This is a genomic window from Haloglomus litoreum (assembly GCF_029338515.1).
Classification (GTDB): Archaea; Halobacteriota; Halobacteria; order Halobacteriales; family Haloarculaceae; genus Haloglomus; species Haloglomus litoreum.
In genome coordinates, this window is record NZ_CP119988.1 from 1,834,214 (window position 1) to 1,858,537 (window position 24,324).

The following is a 24,324-nucleotide window of genomic DNA, read 5'->3' on the forward strand; positions in this document are numbered from 1 at the left end:
ACCCCGGCTTCCGCGGTCGGTAGTCTTAAGTGCAAACGCCGATTCGTATCGGGTGACGCTTCGCTTGGAGGGCCGAAGCGTCAGCGGGGACCAATTCAGGGCGGCAACGGCCGACCGGCCTTTTCATCCGGTCGGCCGCTGCTTTCCTTTCGACGACTAACCGACGAGCGACTGGACCGTCCGTCGTCGGCGGGAGACGACAGGTCAGACATCGGAGGCGTACACGTCGGGGCTGCCGGCGGGTGGCAGGGTTCCTCGTAGAGGCGGCGTCGGAACCACTATCCCACGGTTATCGGGCCGGACGCACCCGTCCCGACACAGATTCGGGGAGTGACATGATTACATCGATACACTTATTCGAGGCCGACGACAAGGGCCTGACAGGTACGCCCATGTACGACCTCACCGGGTTCCAGCGAGACCTCCTCTACGTCATCGCGGGCCGCGAGGAGCCGCACGGCCTCGCGATCAAGGAGGAGCTGGAGGACTACTACGAGAAGGAGATCCACCATGGCCGGCTCTACCCCAACCTCGACACGCTGGTCGAGAAGGGGCTGGTGGAGAAGGGCCAGCACGACCGCCGGACGAACTACTACACGCTGACACGACGGGGTCGGCGCGAGATCGACGCGCGCCGGGAGTGGGAGGAACAGTACCTCGATTGAGGCCCGCGCCGCCTCGCGGCCCGGCTACATGTAGGCCGCGTCCCAGCGCGTCGGCTTGCGCTGGTTCCCGCACCCGTCGCACTCCATCCGGCCCATCGTGTCCATCGAGGTGATGAACGACTCGCAGTTGCCGCAGTAGAACCCCCACTTGTTCTCGCGCTCCTCGTCCGTGTAGACCGTGTGGAACGCGCCCTTCGAGCCACGGTCGGTGTCGAGGTGGTCGATGTACACCTCGTCGCCGTCCGGTGTCGTGATAGCCTCGAGGTCCTCGGTCTCGGCGTCCGTGTAGACGTTCTCGACGAAGGTCGGCCCGTCGAGTTCGACCCGGCCCTCGCCGCTCTTGACCAGCCCCTGGCGCTCGTAGAACTTGTTCCCCTCCGTGTTGTCCGAGAGGACGCGCCCGCGGATGGTCTCGGCGCCGCGGTCACGGAGCGCGCGCCGGGTCTCGCGGAACAGGTCCCCCCCGATGCTCTCGCCGCGGTGCATGGGGTCGACATGGAGCCAGTTGATGTCGCCGTACTCGTCGACGATCTCGCTCTCGGAGAAGCCGACCACCTCCACACCGTCGTCGACGACCAGGAACAGCACGTCGTCGTCCTCCAGCTTCTCGGTGAACGTCTCGCTGGAGTACCACCGTGTGATCGCCTCCTCGATGGCACCCGGGGAGAGGGAGTAGGACGCCTCCATCGACCGCTTCGCGATCGACCGGATGGCCGACTCGTCTGCCGGTGTCGCCTCTCTGACCTGCATACATATCGTCAGGGTGTGGGCTGGCATAAAACCACCTCGCAGTCCCGGCAACCCGGACGCGACCACCGGTCCGTCCGGCACGGCGCGTGATGCGGCCGTCCCCTGTGGGGAGCGGCGCTCCCCTCGAGTCCGCCCCCGGGGTCCGCCCTCGGATGGTGTCAGCCACCAGTAAAAGCCGACCGGTGGCTGCCGACTGACAGCAATCGCCGAAACTCACGATTTCGAGACTCCTGGCCGTTCAGGGGATGGATTCGTTGCGCGGGCGGTACCATAATCCCTAAGACTGGAAACCACCTGTAATTACGTAACATGACTGACGTTCGTGCGGCACCGCGCTACCGGAGGTGGGGCGATGGGCGTTGAGATCAAGGAATCACCCGTCAGCGAGGCCGAATTCGAGGCGATGAAGGGGTTCGTCCACGACTACCTCGCGGCCTCGGTGGAGAACGAGGAGGAGGGCGGGCGGATGCGCTGGTACCCGTGGCACAGCGCCGAGTACCGGTTCAACCACATCCGCAACGTGACGGAACTCGCCGCCGACATCGCCCGGAAGGAGGGCGCCAACGTCGACGTGACCCGGGTGGCGGCCCTGTTCCACGACATCTCGAAGCTGGAGGCCGACCAGGATGTCCACGCCGAGGAGGGCGCCCGTGTCGCCCGCGAGTACCTCGAGACCCACGGGAACTACCCGGCGTCGTTCGTCGACGCGGTCTGTCGCGCCGTCCGCGAGCACTCCTACCAGGGTGACCTCGACGACGTGACGCTGGAGTCGCGCTGCCTGATGGAGGCCGACCTGCTGGACAAGGTCGGCGCAAACGGGACCGCGCTGATGCTGCTCCGGATGGGCTACGAGTCCCGGACCCACATGGACGCCAACGAGATGGTCGGCCGGGTGCTGGAGCGTGGGGAGGACGCCGCCGCCCGCGTCCGCTCGGACACGGCCCAGTCCATCGCCCACCAGCGGCTCAAGCGGGTGCGGTGGTTCAAGGAGTGGCTGGAGGACGAGATCGCCGACATGGAGCCGACCGTCCCGGACGAGCCCGAGTGACCGGCTCCGGTTCCAGGCGTCGTGTGCCCGCCACTCAGAGCGTGGACAGCGTCTCGGCCGCCCGGAGGAGGTAGAAGACGCCGAAGCCCGCCAGGACCAGCGCGCTGACCCCGGCCACGGCCGGAGCGAGGCGGTCGACCCGCCGCTGGGCCCCGACCAGCGCGGCCGGGAAGCCCGTGATCCAGAGGCCGATGCCGGCGAACAGTCCCACGAGCAGCGCGGGCGAGCCGGTCTCGACCACGAGGAACCCGGCGAGGGCGTCCGAGAGCGGCGCGAGCGCGTCCAGCGTCCCCGGTTCGAGGAGGCCGACGCCGACGGTGAGCCAGAAGACGATCTGGTAGGGGTTGGTGAGCGCCAGCACGAACGCCTTCCGGAAGCCCCGACTCGACTCGTCCAGGGCCGCCTCCACGTCGGTGAACGTCTCGCGGGCGTCGGCCACCGCCCCGTAGGCGAAGTAGAGCATCAGGATGCCACCGAGCCCGACCATCAGCCCCGTCACCAGCGCCGACTGCCGGACGAAGGTCACGACGCCGGCGACGGCGAGCAGGAAGAAGATGAAGTCGGCCGTCGCCGCGCCCAGTCCCGCCCGGAACCCCTCCTTCCACCCCCGGAGGACGGACTCCTCGGCGATGACGGCGTTCATCGGCCCCGGCGGCGCCGCCAGTGCCAGGCCGAAGACCACCCCCGCGGCCAGCGATACGAGCGTCGACATCGGTCCCGACTAGCGCCGGTCGTGATATAGTCGTTGTGTGGTGGGAATACGTGACACGACCCCCGTATCGGCGTGATTATCGAGTTATCTGTGTGGTTCGGGGCTTGTGAATGGACTCTGGCAAAAATCGGGACAGTTCGCCTACGACGGTGTCGCCTCGGTCCCGTCCCAGCGGACACGCCCCTCGACGGCGAGTTTCTCCAGGTGGGCGACGACGGTCGCCTCGGCCAGGTCCCGGACGCCGGTGAGGTCCTTCTCGTAGGCGGCGTCGGTGATCTCGGCGACGGTCCGGGCGCCGTCGTGGACGGCGTCGCGGACCCGCCCCTCGCGGTCGCGGCGGTGAGTGATGAGACGAGCGCAGGTCTCGCGCGGGTCGGCGATGACGGGGCCGTGGGCGGGATAGAGGGTGTCGGGGTTCCGGGCCCAGAGCCGGCGGAGCGAGGAGACGTAGGCACGCATGTCGCCCTCCGGCGCGCCGACGACCACGCTGCCCGCGGCGACGGCGAGGTCGCCGACGAGGTAGGCGTCGGTGCCCGTGGTGTCGTCCGGGAAGCGGAACCCGACGTGCTCGGGGGCGTGGCCCGGCAGGTCGACGACGGTGGCGTCACCGTCGCCGGTCGGGATGGTCGTCCCGTCGACGAACGTCCGGTCGGGGACGACGCCGGTGGCGGCCTCGAACTCGTCGCCCCGGCCGTACCGGCACCAGACGGTGGCGTCGTGTGCGCTCGCGTAGTGCTCGACGGCGCCGACGTGGTCCGGGTGGTGGTGGGTGACGGCGACGTGGGCGACCGTGCGGTCGGCGAGCAGCGCGTCGAGGTCGTCGGTCACGGCCGCCGGGTCGACGAGGAGGGCCTCGTCCGTGCCGAGACAGTAGGCGGCGGTCTTCCCGGTGGGTGCGCGGGTGGGGACCGTGAGCGGGACGCGGGTGCAGTCCATACTCGCGGGTCGGCGGCGAGGTGGAAAAATGGGGCGGGCGCCCGGCGGCGGCGACGTTACTCGGTGAGGTAGTAGACCTGCTTGCGCGCGTCGTGGAAGGAGTAGCGCGAGCCGACGAGGTCCTCCTCCTCCAGCCGGTTCAGCGCGTAGCGCACGGTGCGGTCGGGGAGGAGCGACTCCTCGGCGAGCTGTCCCTGCGAGAGGGGGGAGGCGTCCTCCAGCACCTTCGCGACCAGCTTCGCGCTCGGCGGGAGTTCGCGCAGGCGCTCGCGGAACTCGGGGTCTGTCAGGGGCGACTCGTGGGCCTGCTCCTCCGGCGTCGTGCTCATACACCCACCTCGCTCGGAACCCTCCGTAAAGCCTCGCTATATGTGTGACAATACAATACGAACACTGCTATGTGACTAAGGGCCCCTTATACAAACTCGGGTGACAGAAGTTGCCGGAACCGACAGCGAGTGCGAGGCCCCCTGATTGCAGGACTCCTTAAGCCGTCGCGGTGTGCCTCCGTGCTCCGGCCGCGGGATATGTACGGGAAGTGGTTGGTTACGTGGCGTCGGGCCGGCTTCGGCATCGAGCGGTGACCGTGCGGGGCGACACCGGCTACAGCCGCCGGCGCGCCGGCGCGCGCACGGGTCGGCGGGGACCTGACGGCCCCCCGTGGATGGGGCAGGGTCGTCACGGTCGGGGGAACGGTTTTGCGCGCCGGTTCCGACGCTCCGGTATGCTCGAACTGGAGCACGGGTTCAGGGTCGTCGACGTCGGGGCGACGCTGGTCGGCGAGCCAGGCGGGTCGCGCGGTCGCGCGGTCGCACCGGATCGGCTGGAGCGTGAACTCCGGCAGGCGGGTGTGGTGCGCGCGGTCGTCGCCCCGCCGTCCCGACCGAACGAGAGCGGCTACCTCGCGGCCAACAACGCCGTCGCACGACGCTCCGTCGACCGGCCGTTCGTCCCCTTCGCGCGGCTCTCCGGTCCTCGGGTGCCGGGCGACCCGCCGGACGAGCGGTCGAACCCCGGGGAGCACCCGGACACCGAGTCGGTGGCACAGTACGGCTACGACGACCGGTTCCACGGGTTCGCCATCGACCCCACACTGGATGGCCTGCCGACCCCGGGGACGCTCGACGCGCTCGGTGATGTGGGGCTACCGGTCCTGGTGACCGGCGGCCACGGGTTCCCCCCATCCCGGGTGGCCGACCTCTGTGGGCGTGGGTTCCCCGTCGTCCTCGGCGGCGTCGGCGGCGACCCCGGGACCCGCGAACTGTTCGCGACGGCTGTCGACCTGCTGGAGCGCCACGACGACCTGTTCCTCGATACGGGGACGGTCCGGTCGCGGGCGCACCTGGAGCGTGCGCTCCGCGAACACCCCGACCGGGTGCTGTTCGCCAGTCGCGCGGGCGAGGCCCACCCGAACGTGGCCGTGATGACGCTGCTCACCTGTTCCGTTCCGGAGGACACGATGGGACGGGCGTTCGACGGCAACCCCTCGCGGGTGGTGCCGTCGCTGGCGCCCTGAGTCGGCCCCGGGAGAAGCGCCCCCGCCCGAGCCGGAACTACCGGCGGTCGAAGACGGTGACCGCGCGATCAGTCCGCGAGGAGATGCCCCGTGGGTTCCGCCGGGGACTCCGGTCCCCGTACCGGGCCCGGATTCCGTCGACCAGGCCACGGCCCGTGCCGAGGGTGACGTCCCGGCCGTTGCCGAACCAGGTCGAGGGGCGGGCCTCGCCGCGGCCCACCTCGCGGAGCGCGTCCCACGCGTCGTCGACGGCGTGCCGGCAGACCCGGTAGGCGACCGTCGGCCGCGGGCCGTAGTTCTTGACGAGCCGGTACGTGAGCGACCGGTAGCGCCAGCGCCAGTCGGCCTCGTCGCCCCCGTCGGCGCGGGGCGACGGCCCGCGGTCGGGGTCGAACCTGACGGACATGGCCGGGCGCCAGTCGACCCCGAACCCGGTCGCCGCGAGCCGGTGGGCCGCGTCGCGTGCGCCGCCGACCTCCAGGTACTCGTCGAACCCGTCGATCGCGTGCAGCGCCTGCTGGGTGAACGCGACGTTCCGCGGATTGACGTAGGTGACCGAGCGGCCCTTGATGCGACGGGTCTCGACCTCCTCGGTGGCGACGCCGGCACGGAGCTGGCGGTTCGTCGGCCCGGAGATGGCGCCGACGGGCGGTGTCGGCTCCGCTCCGTCCCCGTCGTCGTCCGCAGGTTCCGTCCCGGCCTCGCCCGCCGTCTCGGCCCCGCCGTCGGTCGCCACCGGCGCGTCGGTGTCCGTCCCGGCATCGGTCCCGACCCCGGGCACGCGCTCGCGGAGTGCCCCCATCCACCCCTCGTCCACGACGAGTTCGTCGCCGAGGAAGGCGATGATGTCGCCGCTCGCGCGCGCCGCGCCGGCGTTGCGAGCGACGTTGACGTTCCGCTCGTCGAGTTCGACGAGCACGTCCACCTCGTCCCGGTCGCGGACCATCCCGCTGGTCCCGTCGGCCGAGGGCCCGTTGGCGACCACCGTCTCGATGCCCGGCGCCCGCTCGGCGAGGGCGTCGAGACAGGTCGCCAGCCGGTCCCGCCCGTTCAGGGTCGGGATAACGACCGAGATATCCATACGGTGTCGTTCGGCCACGCAGGGGCAAAAAGCCCGCGGGTCGGGGGGCGTACGGCGTGGTCCCCCGTAGCACAGGCGGTCTGCGCGGTGAAGAGGCGATAGTGGGCCGGGCCGTGCGGGCTCCGATCCCCGGGTGTCGCGCCTGAGACACTCAGCGGCCGATGACGACGGCCTCGCGGATCTCGAGGGCGGTCTCGAACTCGTCGCGCCGGCCCGCGTCCGTGCCGACGCGGCGGAGCTGTGCGGCGTGGACCCGGCGGAGGGCGTCCGTCTCGTTGTCGTCGAAGCCCAGCCGCCCCCCGAGGTCGTCCCAGTGGTCGGCCTCGACGAAGAAGCCGACGCGGTCGGGTTCGGTGAACGCCACCTCGTACTCGCGCCGGTACTCGGCGAGGCGGTCGCCGAGGTGGGCCTGTGCGAGGTCCACCAGGTCCGGGAGGCGCTGGGGACTCACGCTCGCCTTCGCCGCCGCCAGCAGCAGCACCTGCCCGTCCATCGGGTCGCCGTCCCCGGCCATCGTCAGCCGCCGGCACGCATGGCCTTCCGGCCGAACTGCTCCATCAGCGGCTCCAGCGTCTCCGGCGGCCCCTCGAACGTCACCGTCACCTCCGTCAGCTCCATCGAGCCCGCGACGTGGACCTTCTCCGCGCTGGTCTCGACCCGCCAGTCCGGCCCCTCGACCGTGTGGTCGTCGACCGCCTCGCCGCCGAGGTTGGTGAGGTAGTGGCGCACGAGCCGCTCGGAGATGCCGCGGAACGCCTTCTCCCGCCGGACGGTTCCCCCGACGCCCGCCTCGTCGGTCCGGCCCGCCTCGCCAGCTCGGCCCTCCTCGCTCCCCCCGGCGACGGGCGGGAACACCGACACCGCATCGCCGTCCTCGAGCGGCGTGGCCAGCCCCTCCATGTGGACCACCTCGCGGCCGTTCTTCAGCACGGAGAGCTGCGGGCGGAGTTCGCCCTCGTCGTCGAGGATCTCGCCCTCGAGCCCGTCGAACTCGGCCTCGAGCGCCCGGAGGACCGTCCCGACGTCGGCGCCGTCGTCGAACTCGCGCTCGATGGTCTTCGACCCGACGGCCTGCCGGAACGTCGCGAAGAACCGAAGCTCGATATCCATGCCCGCCGGAAGGGCCGGACGGGACATGAGTGTTGGCGTGCCCCGCACGGCTCGCGCCGACCCGCCCGCGCACGGGCCACCGACGCCACACGGCAAGAGCGAAACGTCCCCCGTCCCTCGACCCGCGTGATGACGGACACGGGCGGCGATGACGGGCGCGTCTACCACGTGAACGGCCGGCTCGTCCCCCGCGGGTCGGCGATGGTGTCGGTCGAGGACCGCGGCTTCCGCTACGGCGACGCCGCGTTCGAGACGATGCGGGCCTACGGCGGGGAGATCCTCGACTGGGACCGCCACCTCGCGCGGCTGGAACGCACCTGTGAGGCGCTCGGGATGGCCGCGGCCGTCCCCGACGACCTCGCGGTCCGGGTCGCGGATACGCTCGACGAGAACGACCTCGCGGACGCCTACGTCCGTGTCTCGGTCACGCGCGGGCCGGCCGCGGGGAAGCTCACGCCCCCGCCGGAGACGGAACTCGACCCGACGGTCGTCGTGGTGGCCCGCCCCCTCCCGCGTGGGGGACTCCCGGACCGCGGGGGCGAGCGGGTCTGGGACGACCCCGCCGTCGTCCAGACGGTTCGGACCCGGCGCATCCCGGACGCCGCGCTCCCGGCCGACGCGAAGACCCACAACTACCTCAACGGCATCCTCGCACGGCTGGAACTGCGGCGCGCGTCGAGCGACGGTTACGCCCCGGATGAGGCACTGATGCGCGACTTCGACGGCCACGTCGCCGAGGGCGCCACCAGCAACCTGTTCTTCGTCGACGACGGCACCCTGAAGACCCCCGAGGCCGGCGACCTGCTGCCGGGCATCACCCGGGAGGTCGTGCTGGAACTGGCCGCGGCCGAGTCGTTCCCGGTCGAACGGGGGCGGTACGACCTCGACGACGTGCGGAACGCCGACGAGGCGTTCCTCACGAACCGGACGTGGGAACTGCGTCCGGTCGCCACCGTCGACGGCATCGATATCGGAAGCGGCCCCATCACGTCGCTGCTCCAGCGACTCTACGACGAACGGGTGGAGACGCGGTGCTATTGAATCGATAATTGCCGAACATATCGTGGTTCGCTGATACGACCTGTTCCCGTCATCCCTCGGATCCTCCTATCGCAACTGTTGAACCGCCCGGCGGCCAACGCCGGAGCAGGATGGAGGTCAGCGAGGACCAGCGCATCTGCGACGTCGAGGACGTCCCCGACGAGGGGACCTTCCTGTTCACCTACCGCGACGGCTTCGACACGGCAGAGGCCCTGCTCGTCCGGTTCGGCGGGGCCGCGACCGACGGTGGCACTGCCGACCCGGACGATGTCGATGGTGGTACCGATAGCGACGCCGACGATGGCGACGGGGACTCCGACCACGCCCCCGACGCCGGAATCGCCTGCTGGAAGAACTACTGCCAGCACTGGACCGACGTGCGGCTGGACAAGGGCAGCGGCGCGCGGGTCCGCGACGGCGAACTCTGGTGCAACAAGCACGCCGCGACCTTCCGGCTCGACGACGGGGTCTGCACCCACGGTCCCTGCGAGGGGGCCGTCCTCGACGAGATCGAGGTGGCCGTCCACGACGGCGGCGTCTACCTGACCGACGACCGCTACGAGTTCGCCTCGGTCGGTCCGGACGGGGACCGGGACCTCTCGACCGGCTCGCCGGGCGGACGGATCGACTTCACGGGCTCCTGAGTCCCCCGGACTGGTCGTCCAGCGACCGCGACCGGCCAAACGCTCTTGTGCCACGCTATCGAGCCACGCGCATGGGACTGCTCTCGCGGCTCGGCATCGGTGCGGCGACGGTCGAGCCGGCCCTCCACGCCCCACGGGTCGTCGCCGGCGATACCGCGCCGGTCCGGGTGACCGTCAGGGGCGGGTCCAGCGGCCAGCACGCCGACGAACTGACCGTCCGCCTGGTGACGGAGGCGACGACGGGGGGCGGGGGGACGGAACTGGTCACCGTCGCGGAGACCGTGCTCGCGACAGACCTGCGCGTCGACCCGGAGACCGAGCGCGAGTTCGCGGGGGCGCTGGATGTGCCGGTCTGGGCCCCCATCACGGGGGTCGGGGCCGAGGGCGGGACGGAGGTGGTTCTGGCGGCGACGCTCGCGATGGACTGGTCACGGGAGCCGACCGGCCGGACCGGGGTCCAGGTCGACCCTGCCCCCCGACTGGACCGGGCGCTCGCGGCGCTCGCGGCGCTGGGCATCCAGGTCGAGCGGGCCCGCCCCGTCATCTCGTCGGTGGGGGGGAGCGAGGCCCCGACTGCCCCCGACGACCCTCCGGTCGTCCAGCAGTTCGACTGTCACCCGCACGCCGGGCCGTACGTGGGTCGCATCTCCGACCTGACGGTGGTGGCGGTGCCCGAACCCGGGGCGCTCGTGCTCCACCTCGATACGGACGTGGCGACCGAGACGGCGTACGGGACGACCGACGCCTACGAGTGCTTCACGACCGTCGAGGTGACCGACGAGTCGGTCCCGACGCTGCGGCGGCAGTTCGAGCGTGCGCTCGGGACGGGCACCACCTCCGACCCCTCGCCCGGCGTGTAGGCTGTCGCGCGAGCCCACGACCGGCCGATGGCCGGCTAATCGACGCGGAAGGCCGGCTCGGCGATGGCTTCGGACTTGCAGTCCGGGCATCGGGAGGGTCGGTTGACAGGGTCGTCGAACGCCGAGAAGCCGCAGTCCCGACACTCCGGCGGCGCGACCAGGAGCTCCTCGTCGGTCGCATCGAGCGAGCGGGCGATGTGCCGGACGTGCGAGAGGGCCTGGTCGGTGGTGATGTCGAACTCGCTGGCGATGGCACTCGCCACCAGCGCCTCCGCTCTGAGGTGGTCGGCGATCAGTTGGCGTGTGGTCGGCTCGTCGACGCCCTGCATGATGGCCACTACCGGGCCGGCCGGCAAATCCCTTCCCCCGTGCTCCGGGGGCCGAGCGGACGCGACCGCCGGCGGGGGAAGGGAAACTGACTTTGGCGGGGGTACCGACCCAACGCGGTATGCATGCTGTCGTCCTGGCCGGGGGATACGCGACGCGCCTGTGGCCCATCACGAAGCACCGCCCGAAGATGTTCCTCCCCGTCGGCGAGACGACGGTCATCGACCGCATCTTCCGTGAACTCGAGTCCGACGACCGCATCGACGACGTCTACGTCTCGACCAACGAGCGGTTCGCGGACGACTTCCGCGACCATCTCGCCGACAGCGGGTTCGACAAGCCCGTCGTCTCGGTCGAGGAGACCACGGCGGAGGACGAGAAGTTCGGCGTCGTGGGGGCGCTGGCCCAGCTCGTCGACCGCGAGGGGCTCGACGACGACCTGCTGGTGGTCGCGGGCGACAACCTCGTCGACTTCGACCTGAGCGAGTTCGTCGACTTCTTCGAGGAGCGGGAGGCGCCGTCGCTCGCGGCCTACGACGTCGGCTCGCGCGAGAAGGCGAAGTCGTACGGCCTCGTCGAACTGGACGGTGACCGCGTCGTCGACTTCCAGGAGAAGCCCGACGACCCGGCGAGCACGCTCGTCTCCATCGCCTGCTACGCGTTCCCCCGCGAGCAGCTCCGGTTCGACGAGTACCTCGACAGCGGCAACAACCCCGACGAACCGGGCTGGTACCTCCAGTGGCTGCAGGAGCGCAGCGACGTCCACGCGTTCGTCTTCGACGGCGCCTGGTTCGACATCGGGACGCCCGAGTCCTACCTGGAGACCGTCGCGTGGTACCTCGGCGGGGACAGCCTCGTCGCCGACGACGCCACCGTCGTCGACACCGAGGTCGGCGAGAACGTCCACGTCATGTCCGGGGCCCACGTCGAGGACGCTCGACTGGAGCGGTCGCTGGTCTTCCCGAACGCCCACGTCGAGGACTGCGAACTCCACGATTCCATCATCGACGAGGAGACCCACGTCGAGAACATCGACCTCGCGGGCGCGCTGGTCGGCGCGCATACCCACATCTCGAACGGCGAGGACTGACCGACGGGGACGGACCGGGCCCCTGCCTTCACTGCCGTTCCGCCGCCTCCATCCTACTCCAGCGACGCGCCGGTCACACGCACATGGCCGCGGGTTCCCTCCCAGACCCGCTCGAATTCGAGGTCGATGCGACGCTCCATGTGCGGCCCGTCGACGACGAACGTCTCGAACTCGCCGCCTTCGCCCAGCAGGTGGACGCCGTACTCCTCGTTGAGCCGCTCCAGGTCGGCCAGGGCCTCGCGGTCGAGCGGCCGGCCGAGCCAGGACTCGTCCAGGCCGCCCGCCGCGACCTGGACGATGCGGATCTCGAACCCCGCGTCCAGCATCGCGCCGGCCAGTTCACGGGGGTCCTCCTGCCAGAGCGGCGCGAAGACATCGCATCCGAGCCGGTCTGCCATCGCCCGGATGCGCGAGGTCTGGTACTCGCTCTCGACGGCGCCGGCGGTGACGCCCCCCAGGCCGCCCAGGTCGTCTCGAAGGCCCTCCAGCGCCCGCTCCAGCGGCTCCAGTTCGCGGTCGCCCTGGGCGCCCGAGTCGGTCGCCGCTGCCGCCTCGAAGTCGTCGGGGTGGACGTTCACGAGGTCGATGCCGATGCTCTCGGCGGCCAGCGCCGTCAGGTCGGTCGCCGGCGTGTGGTACATGTAGGAGTCGCCCTCGGGGTGGACGGTGACGAGTCGCTCGACGGGGAGGCCGGCCTCGAGCGCCCGGTAGAGCGCCCACGAGGAGTCCTTGCCGCCGGAGAAGAGGCTCACCCACGGCTCGTCGCGGGGGAACCCGTCCGCTGGGGGCTCGCTGTCGCCCGTGTCGGTCATGCCCCGGCTAGTGGCGGGGTGGGTTTAGCGACACCGCTCCGTCCCGGCCCGTGGCGCACGAGCGAGCGGGAGGGCCGGGCTCACGACTCCGGGAACTCCTCCTCGACGCCGTCGCTCTCCTCGGCGGTGATGTACGAGGTGAACCGGACGCCGCCGAGGCTGATGGCGATGCCGAGCAGGACGAAGGCGGCCAGTCGGGTCCAGACGCTGACGGTGAACCCCTCGACGGAGACCGGCCCCAGCTCGGTCGCGGGGACCATCACCGGTGGGATCTCGCCGGCGCGCTCCAGGAAGTACGCCGAGAACCCGCGGACCACGAGGCCGACGGCGACCACGCCGAACGGGAGGTTGAGGAAGGCGTTGGGGACCCGTTCCTCGGCGAGGAACTCGTCGATGAGCCGCCCCGTCGAGGCGGTGAGGGCGGCCAGCGCGAGCCACGGCACCGCCGCGAAGACGAACCGCATCCCCATGATGACCGGGCTCGCGGTCGTGTTCGAGATGTCGATGGCGCCGGCGAACAGGCCCACCATCGCCAGGCCCGCCCCGACGACGTACGTCACCAGCGACACCTGTCCGGAGTAGAACGCGTCCCGGACCGCGCCGGGGAGCGCGGCCAGCCAGTCGTCGACGCCCAGCCCCTTGTAGAGGAGGAAGACGCCGATGACCGCGGCGATGGCCGAGACGGCGACCGTCAGCGAGTCCGCCAGCAACAGCAGGACCGGGAACGCCAGCAGCGCCGCGCCGATGGGGACGAGGACGGTCGCGCGCAGCTCCTCGTCGGCGAGGAACTGCTTGAGGACGTAGTAGGTGGACTCGATGTCGTGGCTCTGGCGCACGACGACGCGGTCGACCGCGTCCACCCGCACACGGGACTCGACGATGGGGACCAGCCGCTCGTCCTCCGCACTGTCCGTGACGACGACGGCCGAGTCCGGGCCGTACTCGGCGACCAGCTCGTCGGTCTGCCGGGCGACCGCACGGTCGGCGTCGACCCCGTCGCCGCCGCCCGAGACGACCGCGACGACGGCCTCGTCGCCTTCCGCCTCGATGTCGTCGGCGACCCGCAGGGTCTCGAGGAAGCTGTTGACACGGGAGGTCTCCGGGTCCGCGATCCCCACCTCCATCACGAGCCGCTCGATGGCCGCGCGGCCCACGACGGGCTCACCGTCGGCGAGGTCACTCCCCCGGTCCACACAGACGACGAGCGTACTCACGGCCGAGAGGTGGTCGCGGTCGGGTAAAAGGGTTCAGGCTGTCTCCCGGTCACCGGGTCGGGATATCACCGCTCGGCCCGGACCTCGACCTCGTCGTCGGGCGTGACCGCGTCGGCGAGGCCATGGCCGAGTGCGTACGCGACGCTCCGCGCGGCGCCCAGGAGGCGCACGTTGAAGCCACGGCTCGGCTCGAACGTCCGTACCTGGGGGTCCTCGCGGAGGATCGTCTCGAGGCGCTCCTCGACGTCTACCCGGGTTCCGAGCTCGTCGACCAGCCCGAGGTCGCGGGCCTCGGAGCCGAGGTAGACCCGCGCCTCGGTGTCGCGGACGAACGACTCGTCGAGGTCGCGTCCCTCGGCCACCGTCTCGACGAACGTCTCGTAGAACTCGTCCGTGATGCCCTGGAGGTAGTCGCGCTCGTCGTCGTCGAGGTCGGTGAACGGTGAGCCGGCCTCCTTGTACTCCCCGGCGACGAACTGCCTGTACTCGACGCCGAGCTTCTCCAGCAGCCCCGTCGCCGTGAACCGTGGGCTCCGGACGCCGATGGAGCCGACGACGGAGCCCTCGCGAGCCCACAGCTCGTCACAGCCCGAGGCGATCCAGTACCCGCCGCTGGCGCAGGTGTCCGTGGTGTACGCGACGGTGGGGCCGTCGAAGCGCTCGGCGGCGAGCCGGATGTCGTCGCTGGGCACGACGCTGCCGCCCGGCGTGTTGAGCTTCACGAGCAGCGCGTCGACCGCGTCGTCCTCGTCGGCCCGCTCCATCTGCTCGACGATGTCGTCGGCGCCGGGCGTGGTGGGGCCGGAGGGGAGCGGGCTGCTCCCGCCGTCCCGGGTGATGGGCCCCTCGACCGCCACCTCCGCGACGTTGTACGTCGGGAACAGCGAGCCGGCGAGCCGGCTCCCGAACCGGAGGCCGGCACCGACCGTCACCAGCACAAGGACCACGCCCAGTAACTCCGCGAGCGTGCCGGGGAACCTGACGAACAGGACGTAGCCGGCCACCGCGCTCACCACCGCGAGGCCCGCGACGACCAGGGCGCGGGCGAGCCCTGTCATCCGGTCGTTCACGATGCGATCCCTCCGTGGACCGACGATGGGTCCCGTTCCGACGGGGGGCGGCTCCCGTACGAATCCATACCGCCCCTCCGCCCCCGCCGGGGTTAAAGACACCCGACCGTCGGTGGCGGACAGGCGACGCCACGGTGCCGACGGCGAGGGGTGGCGCCGCACTCCACGAGCCACTCACCGACTCCTGTCAGGTCACGGGCCCGGTGGTCCCGTCCTCCTATACGAATCTGAGTCTGAGGGAGAATACCGAGAATTAGTTGATCGATATAAAGGTTGGCTGTTTATCTGTTGGGTTCGTACCGAACGTGCTCCATAAACAGATAATCCGCGATTCAGAGCTTGCGCTCGGCGTCGTCGGCGAGTTCCTCCATCCGCTTGCCGATCCGGCCGGCGTCGGAGAACTCGTCCTCGCTCATCACCTTCGCCAGGGCGTTCCCGAGGACGAACACCGCGTGCTTGTGCTCGGATTTGGACTTGTGAACGTCGTTCGGCGTCACGTCCAGGCCCTTGTACTCCTCGAACACGCTCGAGTCGACGTCGTCCATGTCGTCGAACGTCCCCATGATGGAGACCATCTGTTCGTGGAGCTCCAGCAGTTCGTCCTTGTGCATGGCAGCGTGTTGCCGGCACGCCGACATAACAGTTGCGCGGGGTGAGATACCACGGGCTACCGCGGGCAGGGGCACGCGGAGGGCTGCTCGTCGCCGCTGTCGGTCTCAGAAGACGTACTCGTCCTCGTGGCCCATCATGCCGTCGTCCTCGAAGCCGGCGTCCTCGTCCTCCATCGGGCCGCTGGTCTTGTACGCGCGGATTCCGGTCGAGAGCAGGTCCTCGATGGCCTCCTCACGGTTGACGAACTCCCCGCGCTCGACGAGCTGGGCGATCTGCATCTCCAGGTGTTCAGGAACGGTGATTTGTACCTTCGGCATCTGATTGTCTCGGGATTCGAGGGACGGTGATTTAAACCTGGCGGGGCAGGTACCGGTTCCGACAAACCCGAGCGGTGCTCTGCGAACTTTCGCTTGTGGTGTGGGTGGATGTTTTTGTCGTTCCGGAAGGAACTGCGGCGTCGCTGATAGGTCTCGTCCCGCGAACGTCAGGCCTACGGGGGTCTGGCGCCGAGGGTCCTCATGGGCGATATCGTTGACGTCACGGAGCTCTACCGCGAGTTCGGCGAGGAGCGGCTGCCGCCGGGGCAGCGCGAGACGAGCGCGTTCCCCGTCCTCTCGAAGTCGGGGACGCCCGCGGTGGAGGAGCCGAGCGTCGAGGTGTGGGGCGCGGTCGAGGAGCCGACGACGTTCTCGTTCGCGGAGTTCCAGGAGCTCCCCAGCGAGACGCAGCGACAGGACTTCCACTGCGTCACCGGCTGGTCGAAGTTCGACTGCGAGTTCACCGGCGTCACCTTCCCGACACTGGCCGAGACCGTCGGCGTCGAGGACGATGCGGTCCACGTGATGTTCCACGCGGCGGACGGCTACACGACGGACCTCCCGCTGGAGGCCTGCATGCGCCGCGAGACGATGCTGGCCTGGGCGTTCGACGGCGAGCCGCTGCCCGCCGACCACGGCGGCCCGCTCAGGGTCGTGACGCCCCACCGCTACGCCTACAAGGGCGCGAAGTGGGTGACCGGCGTCGAGTTCCTCACGGACCCCGAGCGGGGCTACTGGGAGCGGCGTGGCTACTCCGTCACCGCCGACCCATGGAGCGAGGACCGGTACGCGTAGCCCGAGCGCGTGGCCGGCCGGCGCGTTCTTCTCGCCCGCCGGGGTCGTCCCGGAGACATAAATCCATCAGACCAGTAGACGCGAGTATGCCCATCGACGCCGATGAGTGGGACGCCGGTCGGACCGACCAGGGTGGCGAGGGGGGCCACGTGAAGGAGAAGCTGCTGGAGTACCTCGAACTGAACGACACTCGCGCGTACACGGCCGACGAACTGGCGAAGGTGTACGCCCGCGAGGTCGCCGGGGACGCCGTCGCCGGCGAGGACCCGGACGGAATCAGCCCGGACGCGCCGGACGACGGTGGGATGTTCGAGCGGTTCCTGAGCCGCGTCAACCGGACGGTCTTCCGGCGCTCGGGGGACATCCGCGAGGCGCTGGAGGAGCTGGAGGCCGAGGGCCGCGTCGAGTCGAAGACCATCGAGACCGCCGACGGCCGGCGGACCTACTACCGGGTCGCACGGGAGTAGCGAGCAGGGCCCGGGGGCGCCGTCCGGGCGTGGGCGGTCGGCTGCTTCCGGGGATGTCTCCGGGGGCGAGGCGCCCGACTCAGATGTTCGAGTCCTCGAGCGGGGGGACGCCCTGGGCGGTGATCGTCTCGCCGACGATGTACGAGGAGGCCTCGCTGGCCAGGAACTGGGTGAGGTCGGCGATCTCCTCGGGGAGGCCCATCTCCTTGTCGACGTCCCCGCGGTCCACGTCGGCCGGGTTGATGCCCATCTGCGAGGCGACGCCGGCCGTGCCGACGAGGCCGGGGGCGATGCAGTTCACGCGGATGCCGTGGGGGGCGTAGTTCGCCGACAGCGAGGCGGTGAGGTTGACCACCGCCGCCTTCGCGGCCCCGTAGTGGCTCATGTACTGCGAGCCCTCGGTTCCGGCGACGGAGGCGAAGTTGATGATGGTCCCGCCGTCGCCCTGCTCCTGCATCCGCTGGCCGGCGACCTGCGCGCCGTGGAAGGTGCCGTGGAGGTTGATGTCGACGATGGTCTTCCAGCCGTTCTCGGAGATGTCGTCGAAGCCGGCCATGAACGAGGCGCCGGCGTTGTTGATCATCGAGTCGAGGCTGCCGAACTCCTCGACGGTGGCCTCGACGAGTGCCTCGACCGACTCCCGCTCGCGGACGTCGCACTCGACCGCGATTGCCCGGCCGGGGGCCTCGGAGTCGTTGATGCCGTCGGCCACCTCCTCGATCTTCTCCTGCGACCGGCTCGTGACGACGACGTTGGCTCCCTCGTGGGCGAACTGCTCGGCCGTCTCGCGACCGATGCCCTGACTCGATCCGGTGATGATGACGTTCTGCCCCTCGACGGAGAACCGCTCGTTGACGTTTACCATTGGTAATTGCGGTCGCAGTCTTGACACCATTCGTTAATAAAGGTGCGCCATGGCTGTCCGGGGGCGGAGATATGAACGTGGCTCGGGAACGGTCGCTTCGGCACGTCTACCTCCATTTCGGACCGAAGGGCGAAGCCTTATTGGAACGAGTCGTCAGTTTCCAACGAATGAATGAGAGTCGGCTGCGCGCCGGGACGGACTCCGTCGGGCGCGTCGAGTTCGAGGTCGAGTTCCCGCCCGGCCACGTCGCCTGCTACGTCGTCGACGCCGGGGGGCCCGTGCTCGTCGACGCGGGGATGCCGGACGAGCGCGGGGTCGGCGGCCACGGCGAGGCGTTCCGCGAGGGGCTGGCCCGGTACGACCACGAGGTGGCCGACATCGAGCATCTCGTCCTCACGCACCCGCACGTGGACCACATCGGGCAGATTCCCGCCGTGCTGGAGGCCGCCGACCCGACGGTCCACGCGCCGGTCGGCGTCCGCGAGCGGTTCGCACGTGACGCCGAGGCACTGGCCGAACGCGTCCGGACGAACGCCTCGGCGGCCGGCCTCTCCGGCGACCAGCTCGACGATGCCGTCGAGATGGCACGCGAATCGCTGGAGCGCGACCGCTCGCTGCTCCCGCCGACGGCAGTCGACCACTGGGTCGACCCGGGTGAGACGTTCACCGTCGGCGACCTCGACCTGACGGCTACGCACACACCCGGGCACCAGGCTGACCACCTCGTCTACGCGGCCGATATCGACGGGGAGCGGGCGTTGTTCTCGGGCGACGCCGCTATCCAGCCGTTCCGTCCGGTCCTCATCCACGACGGCCTCGACGACGGCTACCGCGAGGCGTTCGCGGCCTACCGACGCGGCCTGGACCGGCTCGCTGCCCTCGACCCGACGCCCGACCACGTCTACCCGGATCACGGCCCGGTCCACGACGACCTCGCGGGGGTCGTCGAGCGCGACCGTGGCTCGCTGGAGCGACGCCTCGACGGCGTCCGTGAACAGGTCGCGACCGGCGTCCGAACGGTGCCGGGCGTCGCGATGGGCATCGCCGGCGACGACCGGAGCGTCCGCTACCTCCTCCCCGAGGCGATGAGTGCCCTCGCGCACCTCGAATCCGAGGGCGAGGTCGTCGCGACCGTCGAGGACGGCGTCCGCTACTACGACCCGGCCTGAGCTCCAGCAGGGACACCGTGGTTCCGTCTCTCCCACCCTGGGCGCCCGTCGTGACGGAACCCCCGTCAGTTAATCCGTCGGCCGCCGGAGGCCGGGTATGGCCGCCGTACCACCACCCGTCTGGTACCTCCTCATCGCGGTCGCCGCGCTCGTCTCCGGTGCCGTGCTCTACGCGCTGGCCCGCCCCGGCGGTCGCTGGGGGCGGCATCTCCGCTCCCGGTTCGTCCTCGGCGTCCCGTGGGGGACGCTCGTCGTCGCGGCGCTCGTCGTGCTGTTCTATCTCGTCCCGCAGGACGGCCTGACCCACTGGTTCCGCCCGCTCGTCGTCCCGTACCGCGCGTGGTCGTACTTCTACCCGCTCGGCATCCTCTCGGCCGGGTTCGCACACTCTGGCCCGAGCCACCTCATCGGCAACCTCCTGGGGACGTTCACGTTCGGCGTCCTCGCGGAGTACGCCTGGAGCCACTTCCCGACCGGGCGAGGGAGCCAGACGTTCCGGTCGCTCCGCGAGGACCCGCGAGCGCGCATCGCCGCGTTCGTCGGTGCCACGCTGCTGGCCGGTGTCTTCATGGGTGCGTTCTCCCTGGGGCCGGTGATCGGCTTCTCGGGTGTCGTCTTCGCCTACGCCGGGTTCGCGCTGGTGCGCTACCCGCTCGGCGTGGTCGGACTCCTGGTCGGGGGCGACCTGCTCAACCTGCTCTACCGGGCGATCCGGCAGCCGACGCTGACCACGACGCCGGGCCCGTCGTTCTCGTCCCCCTACTGGGCCGAGATCGCCATCCAGGGCCACGCCATCGGCTTCTTCCTCGGGGTCGTCCTGGGCGCGTTCGTCCTCGCGCGGCGTCGGGAAGGCGCCTCGCCCGCACTCGTCTGGGTCGCGGCGCTGCTGTTCGCCGTGGACCGCGGGCTCTGGGCCGTCTACACGTTCGGTGAGGGCGGCAGTTTCGTCCTCTACCGCGCCGCGGGCGTCGCACTGCTGTTCCTCGTCGCGGCGCTCGTGGCGAGCGGTGCGGGCGCCACCGCACGCGACCTGATCGCCAGCATCGACCTCTCGCGCCGCGAGGCCGCCCTGGGCCTGCTGGTGGCGACGCTGGTCGCGCTCTCGGTCGTGGCGGTGCCGTACAACCTGCTCGCCATCGCCGACGGCGGGAGCGGACTGGACGACGCCACGGGCGTCCAGGCCGGTGACTACACCGTCTACTACGCCGAGGACGTGCCCGACCGGTTCGTCACCGCCTTCGACGTGCCCGGGGTCCAGACCTCGAACGTTACGGCGTCGGGCGCCATCGTCGTGAGCGAGCAGCGCAACATCTGGTGGGAGGAGGTGAGCAAGCGCCGCCTCGCCTTCGACGGGACCCGCCGCATCCGGGTCGGCGGCCCGACCTACCGCCGGACGGTCGTGGTGAACCGGACCGGCTGGTCGGTGGTCGGCGGTGGTCGGGCCTACCGTGTGCGGCTGCGCGTCGATGGGGAGCCGTGGCGGCTCGCCTACCGCTCCGAACGCGCGCGGGCCGACCCGACCGTGGCCGGGCGGAACGTGAGTATCGGGCCGCTGCCGGACCGCCCGGACGACCCCAACGCGTTCGCGGTCAACGTCACGCGGGCGGGTGAGCAGCTCGGACGCGCGCCCGTCCCGGCCAACGGGACACGCATCGAGGTCGGTGGGCTCCGGATCAGCCGCGAGCAGCGGGCGCTCTACGTCTCGCGCAACGGAACCCGGGTGCAGGTCGCCCGACGGGAGAACTACAACTGAGCGGTGCGGTGCTGCGGGACGTGACGACCGAGGGTGCTGCGGGGCCGTGGTCCGTCACTCCCCACCGCGCCACCGGATCCGGAACACCTCGGCGTCGACCACGCCCGCCTCGGCCTCGTGGTGGTCGAACTGGTTGGGCAGTTCCAGCTCCGCCCGGAACGCGTCCGTGACCTCGCCGCCGTTGTCCGCGGCGAACGACTCGACGAACTCCTGACTGCCGGCGTTGTGGACGGAGTAGGAGACCCGCGCGACCTCGGCTGCCGCCGCCAGGAACGCGCGGTCGGCGTGCTCGTTGCCGTCCTGCGCGCCGAACGGCGGGTTCATCAGGACCGTACACGGTGGCGGGGAGAGCGGGAGCCGCGTGGCGTCCCCGCGCACCCAGGCCACGTCGGCGCGGGCACCGACCCGGCGCTCGTTCCGTCGGGCGGTGACCAGCGCGGCCGCGTCCAGCTCGACACCGACGACGCGCGCCGGCGAGCGCAGCGCCGCGCCCAGCGCCAGCATCCCGGTCCCACAGCCCAGGTCGAGGACCGTCTCGTCCTCGATGTCGCCCCGCAGGTCCGCGACGTGGACGATGTGGGCGGCGAGGTCGGGCGGCGTGTGGTACTGCTCCAGCGCCGCCACGGGGTCCTCGAATCCCGCGACCACGCCGAGTTCCTGGGCCAGCCGCCGCCGCGTCTCGGTCACGCTCGCCACCCGCCCGATGTGTGGCGCATATCGGACGGCAATTCCTGCCAGATATACAAATACGTTGCCGTATTTCCACCGCGCATCCGCGACCGGCCGGGCGGGACCGTTCCCAGTACCGGTCAATCACCGCCCGTTTTTATATACGAGCCCCGAGTTGCGACGACGTATGACGCGCTATCTGGTCGGCGTGGACTCGAAGGAGACGGCAGAGCAGCTGGTCGACTACCTCGACGGGAAACTGAGAGACGAGGACTCGGTGGCCGTCGTGAACTCGCTTCCAGGCGGCGAGGACACGAGCGACGAGGACGTCATCAAGGGTCGGGAGGCGACGGAGTACGTCGAATCCCACCTCGACGACGTGGAGACCCACCAGCTCATCCGCGGGAACAGCCCGCAGGAGGACCTCGTCCAGTTCGCCGAGGAGAACGACATCGACGAACTCGTCATCGGCATCCGGAAGCGCTCGCCCACGGGCAAGCTCGTGTTCGGCTCGACCGCGCAGGACCTCCTGCTGGAGACGACCCGCCCCACGGTGGTCGTGCCGCTGACGAAACCGGTCTGACGCGGCCCGCCCGGTCGAGCGACACCGTTTTAGGCGCCTCCGTGGAACCGCCGCGCATGAGCGACGACCCGCGTGAGCACCTGCGTACCGCCAGCGACCGCATCGCCGAGGCCGCCGAGGAGACGGAGGGCGAGGCCGCCGAGCGACTCGGCAACATCGCCGACCGGGTCGCCGGCTTCGCCGAGCGCGATACCGGCCCGGACCACGGTGCGCTGGACACGGTGATGTACAAGCTCAACGAACTGGCCGACGAGGTGGGCGGCGAGACGGGCGAGACCATCAGGCAGGCCCGCGCGGACGTGCTGGAGTTCCGGAAGACGGTCGAGGGCGTCTGAACGAGGGCCCCTCACACGAGCCTGGTTGGCTGGTCCCGGGCCCCCTCGACAGCTGGTGGGAACCGCCCGCCGAGTGGAGACGGTGCGTCCAGCACCGAGGTACGGTGTGCTACTTCGCCCCGTTCCCGACCGAACTCCTCGGTAGGCAGGTTCATTGTCCCGATAGCTCACAGTCCGGTATGGCCGAGCCCCCAGCCGAGCCGTCTCGATGGAGCGACGTGTTCTGGCTCGGGCTTGCGTTCGTGGTTCTCGGAGTCTTCACTCCCGAAACGCTTGTTCTCGGAGACACCAGACTCTCGATGGTGTTGTTCTGGAGCGGCGCCGGACTACTTCTGGCCCGGGTTCTCGTCTCGGTATACCGGTTCCTCGGCTCAGCAGTCGCCTCCGGGTAGACGCGTGAGCGGGACCCGAGACCGCCCGTGAAACGGTGTCCCCACACCGAGACTCATTACGCCATAATTGCGAATATAATCAACCATACTCCGTCTTACGATATCTATCTCGGCATTCGCTCGGTAATGTATGCCGGAGCCGATGGGCTCTGGCGTTCGGGTTACGCTCCCCGCGCGGCCTCCAGCACCGCCTCGTAGTCCGGCTCGTTCGTCGGGTCGTCGGCCTCCCAGGCGAACGCGACGGTCCCCTCCTCATCGAGGACGTACACGGCCCGGTTCGCGATGCCGTGCAGGCCGAGGTCCGGGATGTCCATCTCCAGGTCGTAGGCCCGGATGGCCTCCCGGGCCATGTCGCTGACGAGCTCGAACTCGAGCCCGTGCTCCTCGCGGAACGCGCCCTGCGAGAACGGGGAGTCGGCACTGACTCCCAGCAGCGTCGCGCCCGCGTCCTCGAAGTCGGTGAGGCGGCTCTGGAACGCCACCATCTCGTTGCTGCACGGCGGCGTGAACGCGCCGGGGAAGAACGCCAGCACGACGGGGCCGTCGCCGACGACCGCCGCGAGGTCGAACGGTTCGTGGTCGCTCGTGCCGTACTTCGCGGTGAACGTGGGTGCCGGGTCGCCTTCGGATACCATCGTCCGAGAGGAGGGCCGTCGGACGGAAAAGACTGGCCGCGAACATCTTCCACCCCGAGTGCCCCCGAGAGAGCGAGAACGGGCGCCAGCAGCAGCCTCGGTCGTGGCGAACCGGTGGCCTCGGTCGCAGGGATCCCGTGGCCTCAGTCGTAGGTGACCCAGGAGAGGAACGCGAGCCCGACGAACTCCAGGGCGCGGAAGGCGGCCATCGCGTACTGGGCCGGCGGAGGCACCAGTTTCGGGTCGCCGATCCAGGCCGAGACGGTCGGGTCGAGGAGGAACAGGTACGCCCCGAGGGCGTTCTCGCCGATGAGCAGGACGGCGAACAGCAGGAGGCCGAAGGCGTGTTTCGAGCGCAGTTCCCACCAGTTCCGCCCCCACACCGCGGCGAGACCCAGCAGTACGAACAGGTTCAGTACGGTCAGCAGACGAACCGCGTCCACGAGTGCCGAGGCCATTCTCTGTCTCTGCTGGTGCTAGTCTGCGTCGCCGGGTATACGTTTTCCCAAATCCGGCCCGACTCCACGACGCCCGGGTCGTCGGCCGTGCTACTGGCGGCTACAGCGCGTTCCGGATGATCTCCTCGATGGTCTCCCAGTTCTGCCGGGCACGGTCCGTCGGGAGGTAGACCGCCCCGTAATCGTCGCCCGTGTCGCGGACGATGTCGTTCTCCTTGAGCACGTCGAGGTGGTGACGGACCGTCTTGTAGTCCAGGTCCAGCGCCTCGGCGAGTTTGTTCGCGTTGCGGGGGCGCTCGTCGAGGGCTCTGAGGATGCGTGCGCGGTTCGACCCGCCACGCGTCCCCGTCAGCACGTACCAGAGCACGCCCTCCATCGTTCCCTCTCGCACGTGCCTC

The 24,324-nt window shown here is 70.2% G+C and carries 32 protein-coding genes and 1 pseudogene; 14 read left to right on the top strand and 19 right to left on the bottom strand.

Going from position 1 to position 24,324, the window contains the following annotated elements:
- Positions 1–392 precede the first annotated feature (392 nt).
- Positions 393–665 (top strand): PadR family transcriptional regulator, encoded by a 273-nt coding sequence (locus tag P2T62_RS09030; RefSeq protein WP_276261067.1) that lies wholly within the window; start codon positions 393–395, stop codon positions 663–665.
- Between the two features lie 24 nt (positions 666–689).
- Here the strand turns inward: P2T62_RS09030 and P2T62_RS09035 are convergent, their stop codons facing one another.
- Positions 690–1,415 carry a GNAT family N-acetyltransferase gene (locus tag P2T62_RS09035; RefSeq protein ID WP_276261068.1) on the bottom strand — a complete coding sequence of 242 codons (726 nt, stop codon included), beginning with the start codon at positions 1,413–1,415 and terminating at the stop codon, positions 690–692.
- Between the two features lie 352 nt (positions 1,416–1,767).
- Between P2T62_RS09035 and P2T62_RS09040 the strand changes: the two genes are divergently transcribed.
- On the top strand, positions 1,768–2,463 hold the full coding sequence (locus tag P2T62_RS09040; protein ID WP_276261069.1) for an HD domain-containing protein: 696 nt from the start codon (positions 1,768–1,770) through the stop codon (positions 2,461–2,463).
- A gap of 34 nt (positions 2,464–2,497) precedes the next feature.
- Here P2T62_RS09040 and P2T62_RS09045 read toward each other — a convergent pair whose 3' ends face one another.
- From P2T62_RS09045 to P2T62_RS09055, 3 genes are all read right to left on the bottom strand, one after another.
- Positions 2,498–3,175 carry a LysE family translocator gene (locus tag P2T62_RS09045; protein ID WP_276261070.1) on the bottom strand — a complete coding sequence of 226 codons (678 nt, stop codon included), beginning with the start codon at positions 3,173–3,175 and terminating at the stop codon, positions 2,498–2,500.
- Between the two features lie 141 nt (positions 3,176–3,316).
- On the bottom strand, positions 3,317–4,111 hold the full coding sequence (locus P2T62_RS09050) for an MBL fold metallo-hydrolase (RefSeq protein ID WP_276261071.1): 795 nt from the start codon (positions 4,109–4,111) through the stop codon (positions 3,317–3,319).
- Positions 4,112–4,167: 56 nt separating this feature from the next.
- On the bottom strand, positions 4,168–4,440 hold the full coding sequence (locus tag P2T62_RS09055) for a MarR family transcriptional regulator (protein ID WP_276261072.1): 273 nt from the start codon (positions 4,438–4,440) through the stop codon (positions 4,168–4,170).
- 395 nt (positions 4,441–4,835) lie between these two features.
- On the opposite strand from P2T62_RS09055, the gene P2T62_RS09060 reads away from it, so the two are divergent.
- On the top strand, positions 4,836–5,627 hold the full coding sequence (locus tag P2T62_RS09060; RefSeq protein ID WP_276261073.1) for an amidohydrolase family protein: 792 nt from the start codon (positions 4,836–4,838) through the stop codon (positions 5,625–5,627).
- 37 nt (positions 5,628–5,664) lie between these two features.
- Here P2T62_RS09060 and P2T62_RS09065 read toward each other — a convergent pair whose 3' ends face one another.
- The 4 genes and pseudogenes from P2T62_RS09065 to P2T62_RS23435 form a co-directional block, all read right to left on the bottom strand.
- Entirely contained in the window at positions 5,665–6,708 is a 1,044-nt protein-coding gene (locus tag P2T62_RS09065) for a glycosyltransferase family 2 protein (RefSeq protein ID WP_276261074.1), read from the bottom strand.
- A 151-nt stretch (positions 6,709–6,859) separates the two neighbouring features.
- Positions 6,860–7,222 carry a DUF8048 family protein gene (locus P2T62_RS09070; protein WP_276261075.1) on the bottom strand — a complete coding sequence of 121 codons (363 nt, stop codon included), beginning with the start codon at positions 7,220–7,222 and terminating at the stop codon, positions 6,860–6,862.
- 2 nt (positions 7,223–7,224) lie between these two features.
- On the bottom strand, positions 7,225–7,452 hold the full coding sequence (locus tag P2T62_RS23430) for a MoaD-like domain-containing protein (RefSeq protein WP_420028446.1): 228 nt from the start codon (positions 7,450–7,452) through the stop codon (positions 7,225–7,227).
- 87 nt (positions 7,453–7,539) lie between these two features.
- A pseudogene (locus P2T62_RS23435) lies at positions 7,540–7,818 on the bottom strand (ubiquitin-like small modifier protein 1); the annotation flags it as partial.
- A 129-nt stretch (positions 7,819–7,947) separates the two neighbouring features.
- Here P2T62_RS23435 and P2T62_RS09080 point away from each other — a divergent pair.
- The 3 genes from P2T62_RS09080 to P2T62_RS09090 all read left to right on the top strand — a co-directional run bounded on the left by P2T62_RS09080 (position 7,948) and on the right by P2T62_RS09090 (position 10,363).
- Positions 7,948–8,859, top strand: coding sequence for an aminotransferase class IV (locus tag P2T62_RS09080; protein WP_276261077.1), 912 nt, complete (start codon positions 7,948–7,950; stop codon positions 8,857–8,859).
- Positions 8,860–8,969: 110 nt separating this feature from the next.
- On the top strand, positions 8,970–9,503 hold the full coding sequence (locus P2T62_RS09085) for a Rieske (2Fe-2S) protein (protein WP_276261078.1): 534 nt from the start codon (positions 8,970–8,972) through the stop codon (positions 9,501–9,503).
- Positions 9,504–9,574: 71 nt separating this feature from the next.
- Entirely contained in the window at positions 9,575–10,363 is a 789-nt protein-coding gene (locus P2T62_RS09090) for a sporulation protein (RefSeq protein WP_276261079.1), read from the top strand.
- A 35-nt stretch (positions 10,364–10,398) separates the two neighbouring features.
- On the opposite strand, the gene P2T62_RS09095 is transcribed toward P2T62_RS09090, so the two are convergent.
- Positions 10,399–10,692 carry a transcriptional regulator gene (locus P2T62_RS09095; RefSeq protein WP_276261080.1) on the bottom strand — a complete coding sequence of 98 codons (294 nt, stop codon included), beginning with the start codon at positions 10,690–10,692 and terminating at the stop codon, positions 10,399–10,401.
- Between the two features lie 119 nt (positions 10,693–10,811).
- Here P2T62_RS09095 and P2T62_RS09100 point away from each other — a divergent pair, with 119 nt between their 5' ends.
- Positions 10,812–11,780, top strand: a complete 969-nt coding sequence (locus tag P2T62_RS09100; protein WP_276261081.1) for a nucleotidyltransferase family protein — start codon at positions 10,812–10,814, stop codon at positions 11,778–11,780.
- 53 nt (positions 11,781–11,833) lie between these two features.
- Here P2T62_RS09100 and P2T62_RS09105 read toward each other — a convergent pair whose 3' ends face one another.
- The 5 genes from P2T62_RS09105 to P2T62_RS09125 form a co-directional block, all read right to left on the bottom strand.
- Positions 11,834–12,592, bottom strand: coding sequence for a diphthine--ammonia ligase (locus P2T62_RS09105; protein WP_276261082.1), 759 nt, complete (start codon positions 12,590–12,592; stop codon positions 11,834–11,836).
- Positions 12,593–12,672: 80 nt separating this feature from the next.
- Entirely contained in the window at positions 12,673–13,806 is a 1,134-nt protein-coding gene (locus P2T62_RS09110) for a DUF373 family protein (protein ID WP_276261083.1), read from the bottom strand.
- Between the two features lie 65 nt (positions 13,807–13,871).
- Complete coding sequence (gene sppA, locus P2T62_RS09115) at positions 13,872–14,864, bottom strand: signal peptide peptidase SppA (protein WP_276261084.1); 993 nt, start codon at positions 14,862–14,864, stop codon at positions 13,872–13,874.
- A gap of 344 nt (positions 14,865–15,208) precedes the next feature.
- Entirely contained in the window at positions 15,209–15,487 is a 279-nt protein-coding gene (locus P2T62_RS09120; RefSeq protein ID WP_276261085.1) for a UPF0058 family protein, read from the bottom strand.
- Between the two features lie 105 nt (positions 15,488–15,592).
- Entirely contained in the window at positions 15,593–15,805 is a 213-nt protein-coding gene (locus P2T62_RS09125; RefSeq protein ID WP_254821871.1) for a ribbon-helix-helix domain-containing protein, read from the bottom strand.
- A gap of 201 nt (positions 15,806–16,006) precedes the next feature.
- Here P2T62_RS09125 and P2T62_RS09130 point away from each other — a divergent pair, with 201 nt between their 5' ends.
- Both P2T62_RS09130 and P2T62_RS09135 read left to right on the top strand, forming a co-directional pair.
- Positions 16,007–16,600 carry a sulfite oxidase-like oxidoreductase gene (locus P2T62_RS09130; RefSeq protein ID WP_276261086.1) on the top strand — a complete coding sequence of 198 codons (594 nt, stop codon included), beginning with the start codon at positions 16,007–16,009 and terminating at the stop codon, positions 16,598–16,600.
- A gap of 86 nt (positions 16,601–16,686) precedes the next feature.
- On the top strand, positions 16,687–17,067 hold the full coding sequence (locus P2T62_RS09135) for a hypothetical protein (RefSeq protein WP_276261087.1): 381 nt from the start codon (positions 16,687–16,689) through the stop codon (positions 17,065–17,067).
- 79 nt (positions 17,068–17,146) lie between these two features.
- Here the strand turns inward: P2T62_RS09135 and P2T62_RS09140 are convergent, their stop codons facing one another.
- Positions 17,147–17,932 carry an SDR family NAD(P)-dependent oxidoreductase gene (locus tag P2T62_RS09140; RefSeq protein ID WP_276261088.1) on the bottom strand — a complete coding sequence of 262 codons (786 nt, stop codon included), beginning with the start codon at positions 17,930–17,932 and terminating at the stop codon, positions 17,147–17,149.
- 167 nt (positions 17,933–18,099) lie between these two features.
- Here P2T62_RS09140 and P2T62_RS09145 point away from each other — a divergent pair, with 167 nt between their 5' ends.
- Together P2T62_RS09145 and P2T62_RS09150 are read left to right on the top strand one after the other, a co-directional pair.
- On the top strand, positions 18,100–19,101 hold the full coding sequence (locus tag P2T62_RS09145; RefSeq protein ID WP_276261089.1) for an MBL fold metallo-hydrolase: 1,002 nt from the start codon (positions 18,100–18,102) through the stop codon (positions 19,099–19,101).
- 97 nt (positions 19,102–19,198) lie between these two features.
- On the top strand, positions 19,199–20,854 hold the full coding sequence (locus tag P2T62_RS09150) for a rhomboid family intramembrane serine protease (RefSeq protein ID WP_276261090.1): 1,656 nt from the start codon (positions 19,199–19,201) through the stop codon (positions 20,852–20,854).
- 54 nt (positions 20,855–20,908) lie between these two features.
- Here P2T62_RS09150 and P2T62_RS09155 read toward each other — a convergent pair whose 3' ends face one another.
- Positions 20,909–21,541 carry an METTL5 family protein gene (locus P2T62_RS09155; RefSeq protein ID WP_420028421.1) on the bottom strand — a complete coding sequence of 211 codons (633 nt, stop codon included), beginning with the start codon at positions 21,539–21,541 and terminating at the stop codon, positions 20,909–20,911.
- Between the two features lie 169 nt (positions 21,542–21,710).
- On the opposite strand from P2T62_RS09155, the gene P2T62_RS09160 reads away from it, so the two are divergent.
- From P2T62_RS09160 to P2T62_RS09170, 3 genes are all read left to right on the top strand, one after another.
- Complete coding sequence (locus P2T62_RS09160; protein ID WP_276261092.1) at positions 21,711–22,106, top strand: universal stress protein; 396 nt, start codon at positions 21,711–21,713, stop codon at positions 22,104–22,106.
- A gap of 56 nt (positions 22,107–22,162) precedes the next feature.
- Positions 22,163–22,441, top strand: a complete 279-nt coding sequence (locus P2T62_RS09165; protein ID WP_276261093.1) for a DUF7553 family protein — start codon at positions 22,163–22,165, stop codon at positions 22,439–22,441.
- Between the two features lie 179 nt (positions 22,442–22,620).
- Positions 22,621–22,833, top strand: a complete 213-nt coding sequence (locus P2T62_RS09170) for a hypothetical protein (protein WP_276261094.1) — start codon at positions 22,621–22,623, stop codon at positions 22,831–22,833.
- Between the two features lie 161 nt (positions 22,834–22,994).
- Here the strand turns inward: P2T62_RS09170 and P2T62_RS09175 are convergent, their stop codons facing one another.
- The 3 genes from P2T62_RS09175 to P2T62_RS09185 all read right to left on the bottom strand — a co-directional run bounded on the left by P2T62_RS09175 (position 22,995) and on the right by P2T62_RS09185 (position 24,302).
- Positions 22,995–23,468 (bottom strand): redoxin domain-containing protein, encoded by a 474-nt coding sequence (locus P2T62_RS09175; protein ID WP_276261095.1) that lies wholly within the window; start codon positions 23,466–23,468, stop codon positions 22,995–22,997.
- Positions 23,469–23,611: 143 nt separating this feature from the next.
- Positions 23,612–23,926 (bottom strand): DUF8036 family membrane protein, encoded by a 315-nt coding sequence (locus tag P2T62_RS09180; RefSeq protein ID WP_276261096.1) that lies wholly within the window; start codon positions 23,924–23,926, stop codon positions 23,612–23,614.
- Between the two features lie 100 nt (positions 23,927–24,026).
- Positions 24,027–24,302: an ArsR/SmtB family transcription factor gene (locus P2T62_RS09185; RefSeq protein WP_276261598.1), complete on the bottom strand. Its 276-nt coding sequence runs from the start codon at positions 24,300–24,302 to the stop codon at positions 24,027–24,029.
- Between the last annotated feature and the right edge of the window lie 22 nt (positions 24,303–24,324).

Bases quoted from the DNA above. Each gene is read 5' to 3' on its own strand.
- P2T62_RS09100 (WP_276261081.1), top strand. From the start codon at position 10,812: ATGCATGCTGTCGTCCTGGCCGGGGGATACGCGACGCGCCTGTGGCCC.
- P2T62_RS09105 (WP_276261082.1), bottom strand. From the start codon at position 12,592: ATGACCGACACGGGCGACAGCGAGCCCCCAGCGGACGGGTTCCCCCGC.
- sppA (WP_276261084.1), bottom strand. From the start codon at position 14,864: ATGACAGGGCTCGCCCGCGCCCTGGTCGTCGCGGGCCTCGCGGTGGTG.
- P2T62_RS09090 (WP_276261079.1), top strand. From the start codon at position 9,575: ATGGGACTGCTCTCGCGGCTCGGCATCGGTGCGGCGACGGTCGAGCCG.
- P2T62_RS09150 (WP_276261090.1), top strand. From the start codon at position 19,199: ATGGCCGCCGTACCACCACCCGTCTGGTACCTCCTCATCGCGGTCGCC.
- P2T62_RS09175 (WP_276261095.1), bottom strand. From the start codon at position 23,468: ATGGTATCCGAAGGCGACCCGGCACCCACGTTCACCGCGAAGTACGGC.
- P2T62_RS09095 (WP_276261080.1), bottom strand. From the start codon at position 10,692: ATGCAGGGCGTCGACGAGCCGACCACACGCCAACTGATCGCCGACCAC.
- P2T62_RS09170 (WP_276261094.1), top strand. From the start codon at position 22,621: ATGGCCGAGCCCCCAGCCGAGCCGTCTCGATGGAGCGACGTGTTCTGG.
- P2T62_RS09045 (WP_276261070.1), bottom strand. From the start codon at position 3,175: ATGTCGACGCTCGTATCGCTGGCCGCGGGGGTGGTCTTCGGCCTGGCA.
- P2T62_RS09135 (WP_276261087.1), top strand. From the start codon at position 16,687: ATGCCCATCGACGCCGATGAGTGGGACGCCGGTCGGACCGACCAGGGT.
- P2T62_RS09140 (WP_276261088.1), bottom strand. From the start codon at position 17,932: ATGGTAAACGTCAACGAGCGGTTCTCCGTCGAGGGGCAGAACGTCATC.
- P2T62_RS09145 (WP_276261089.1), top strand. From the start codon at position 18,100: ATGAATGAGAGTCGGCTGCGCGCCGGGACGGACTCCGTCGGGCGCGTC.
- P2T62_RS09085 (WP_276261078.1), top strand. From the start codon at position 8,970: ATGGAGGTCAGCGAGGACCAGCGCATCTGCGACGTCGAGGACGTCCCC.
- P2T62_RS09120 (WP_276261085.1), bottom strand. From the start codon at position 15,487: ATGCACAAGGACGAACTGCTGGAGCTCCACGAACAGATGGTCTCCATC.
- P2T62_RS09180 (WP_276261096.1), bottom strand. From the start codon at position 23,926: ATGGCCTCGGCACTCGTGGACGCGGTTCGTCTGCTGACCGTACTGAAC.
- P2T62_RS09160 (WP_276261092.1), top strand. From the start codon at position 21,711: ATGACGCGCTATCTGGTCGGCGTGGACTCGAAGGAGACGGCAGAGCAG.
- P2T62_RS09050 (WP_276261071.1), bottom strand. From the start codon at position 4,111: ATGGACTGCACCCGCGTCCCGCTCACGGTCCCCACCCGCGCACCCACC.
- P2T62_RS09070 (WP_276261075.1), bottom strand. From the start codon at position 7,222: ATGGCCGGGGACGGCGACCCGATGGACGGGCAGGTGCTGCTGCTGGCG.
- P2T62_RS09065 (WP_276261074.1), bottom strand. From the start codon at position 6,708: ATGGATATCTCGGTCGTTATCCCGACCCTGAACGGGCGGGACCGGCTG.
- P2T62_RS09080 (WP_276261077.1), top strand. From the start codon at position 7,948: ATGACGGACACGGGCGGCGATGACGGGCGCGTCTACCACGTGAACGGC.
- P2T62_RS09185 (WP_276261598.1), bottom strand. From the start codon at position 24,302: ATGGAGGGCGTGCTCTGGTACGTGCTGACGGGGACGCGTGGCGGGTCG.
- P2T62_RS09035 (WP_276261068.1), bottom strand. From the start codon at position 1,415: ATGCAGGTCAGAGAGGCGACACCGGCAGACGAGTCGGCCATCCGGTCG.
- P2T62_RS09060 (WP_276261073.1), top strand. From the start codon at position 4,836: ATGCTCGAACTGGAGCACGGGTTCAGGGTCGTCGACGTCGGGGCGACG.
- P2T62_RS09125 (WP_254821871.1), bottom strand. From the start codon at position 15,805: ATGCCGAAGGTACAAATCACCGTTCCTGAACACCTGGAGATGCAGATC.
- P2T62_RS09165 (WP_276261093.1), top strand. From the start codon at position 22,163: ATGAGCGACGACCCGCGTGAGCACCTGCGTACCGCCAGCGACCGCATC.
- P2T62_RS09030 (WP_276261067.1), top strand. From the start codon at position 393: ATGTACGACCTCACCGGGTTCCAGCGAGACCTCCTCTACGTCATCGCG.
- P2T62_RS09055 (WP_276261072.1), bottom strand. From the start codon at position 4,440: ATGAGCACGACGCCGGAGGAGCAGGCCCACGAGTCGCCCCTGACAGAC.
- P2T62_RS09040 (WP_276261069.1), top strand. From the start codon at position 1,768: ATGGGCGTTGAGATCAAGGAATCACCCGTCAGCGAGGCCGAATTCGAG.
- P2T62_RS09130 (WP_276261086.1), top strand. From the start codon at position 16,007: ATGGGCGATATCGTTGACGTCACGGAGCTCTACCGCGAGTTCGGCGAG.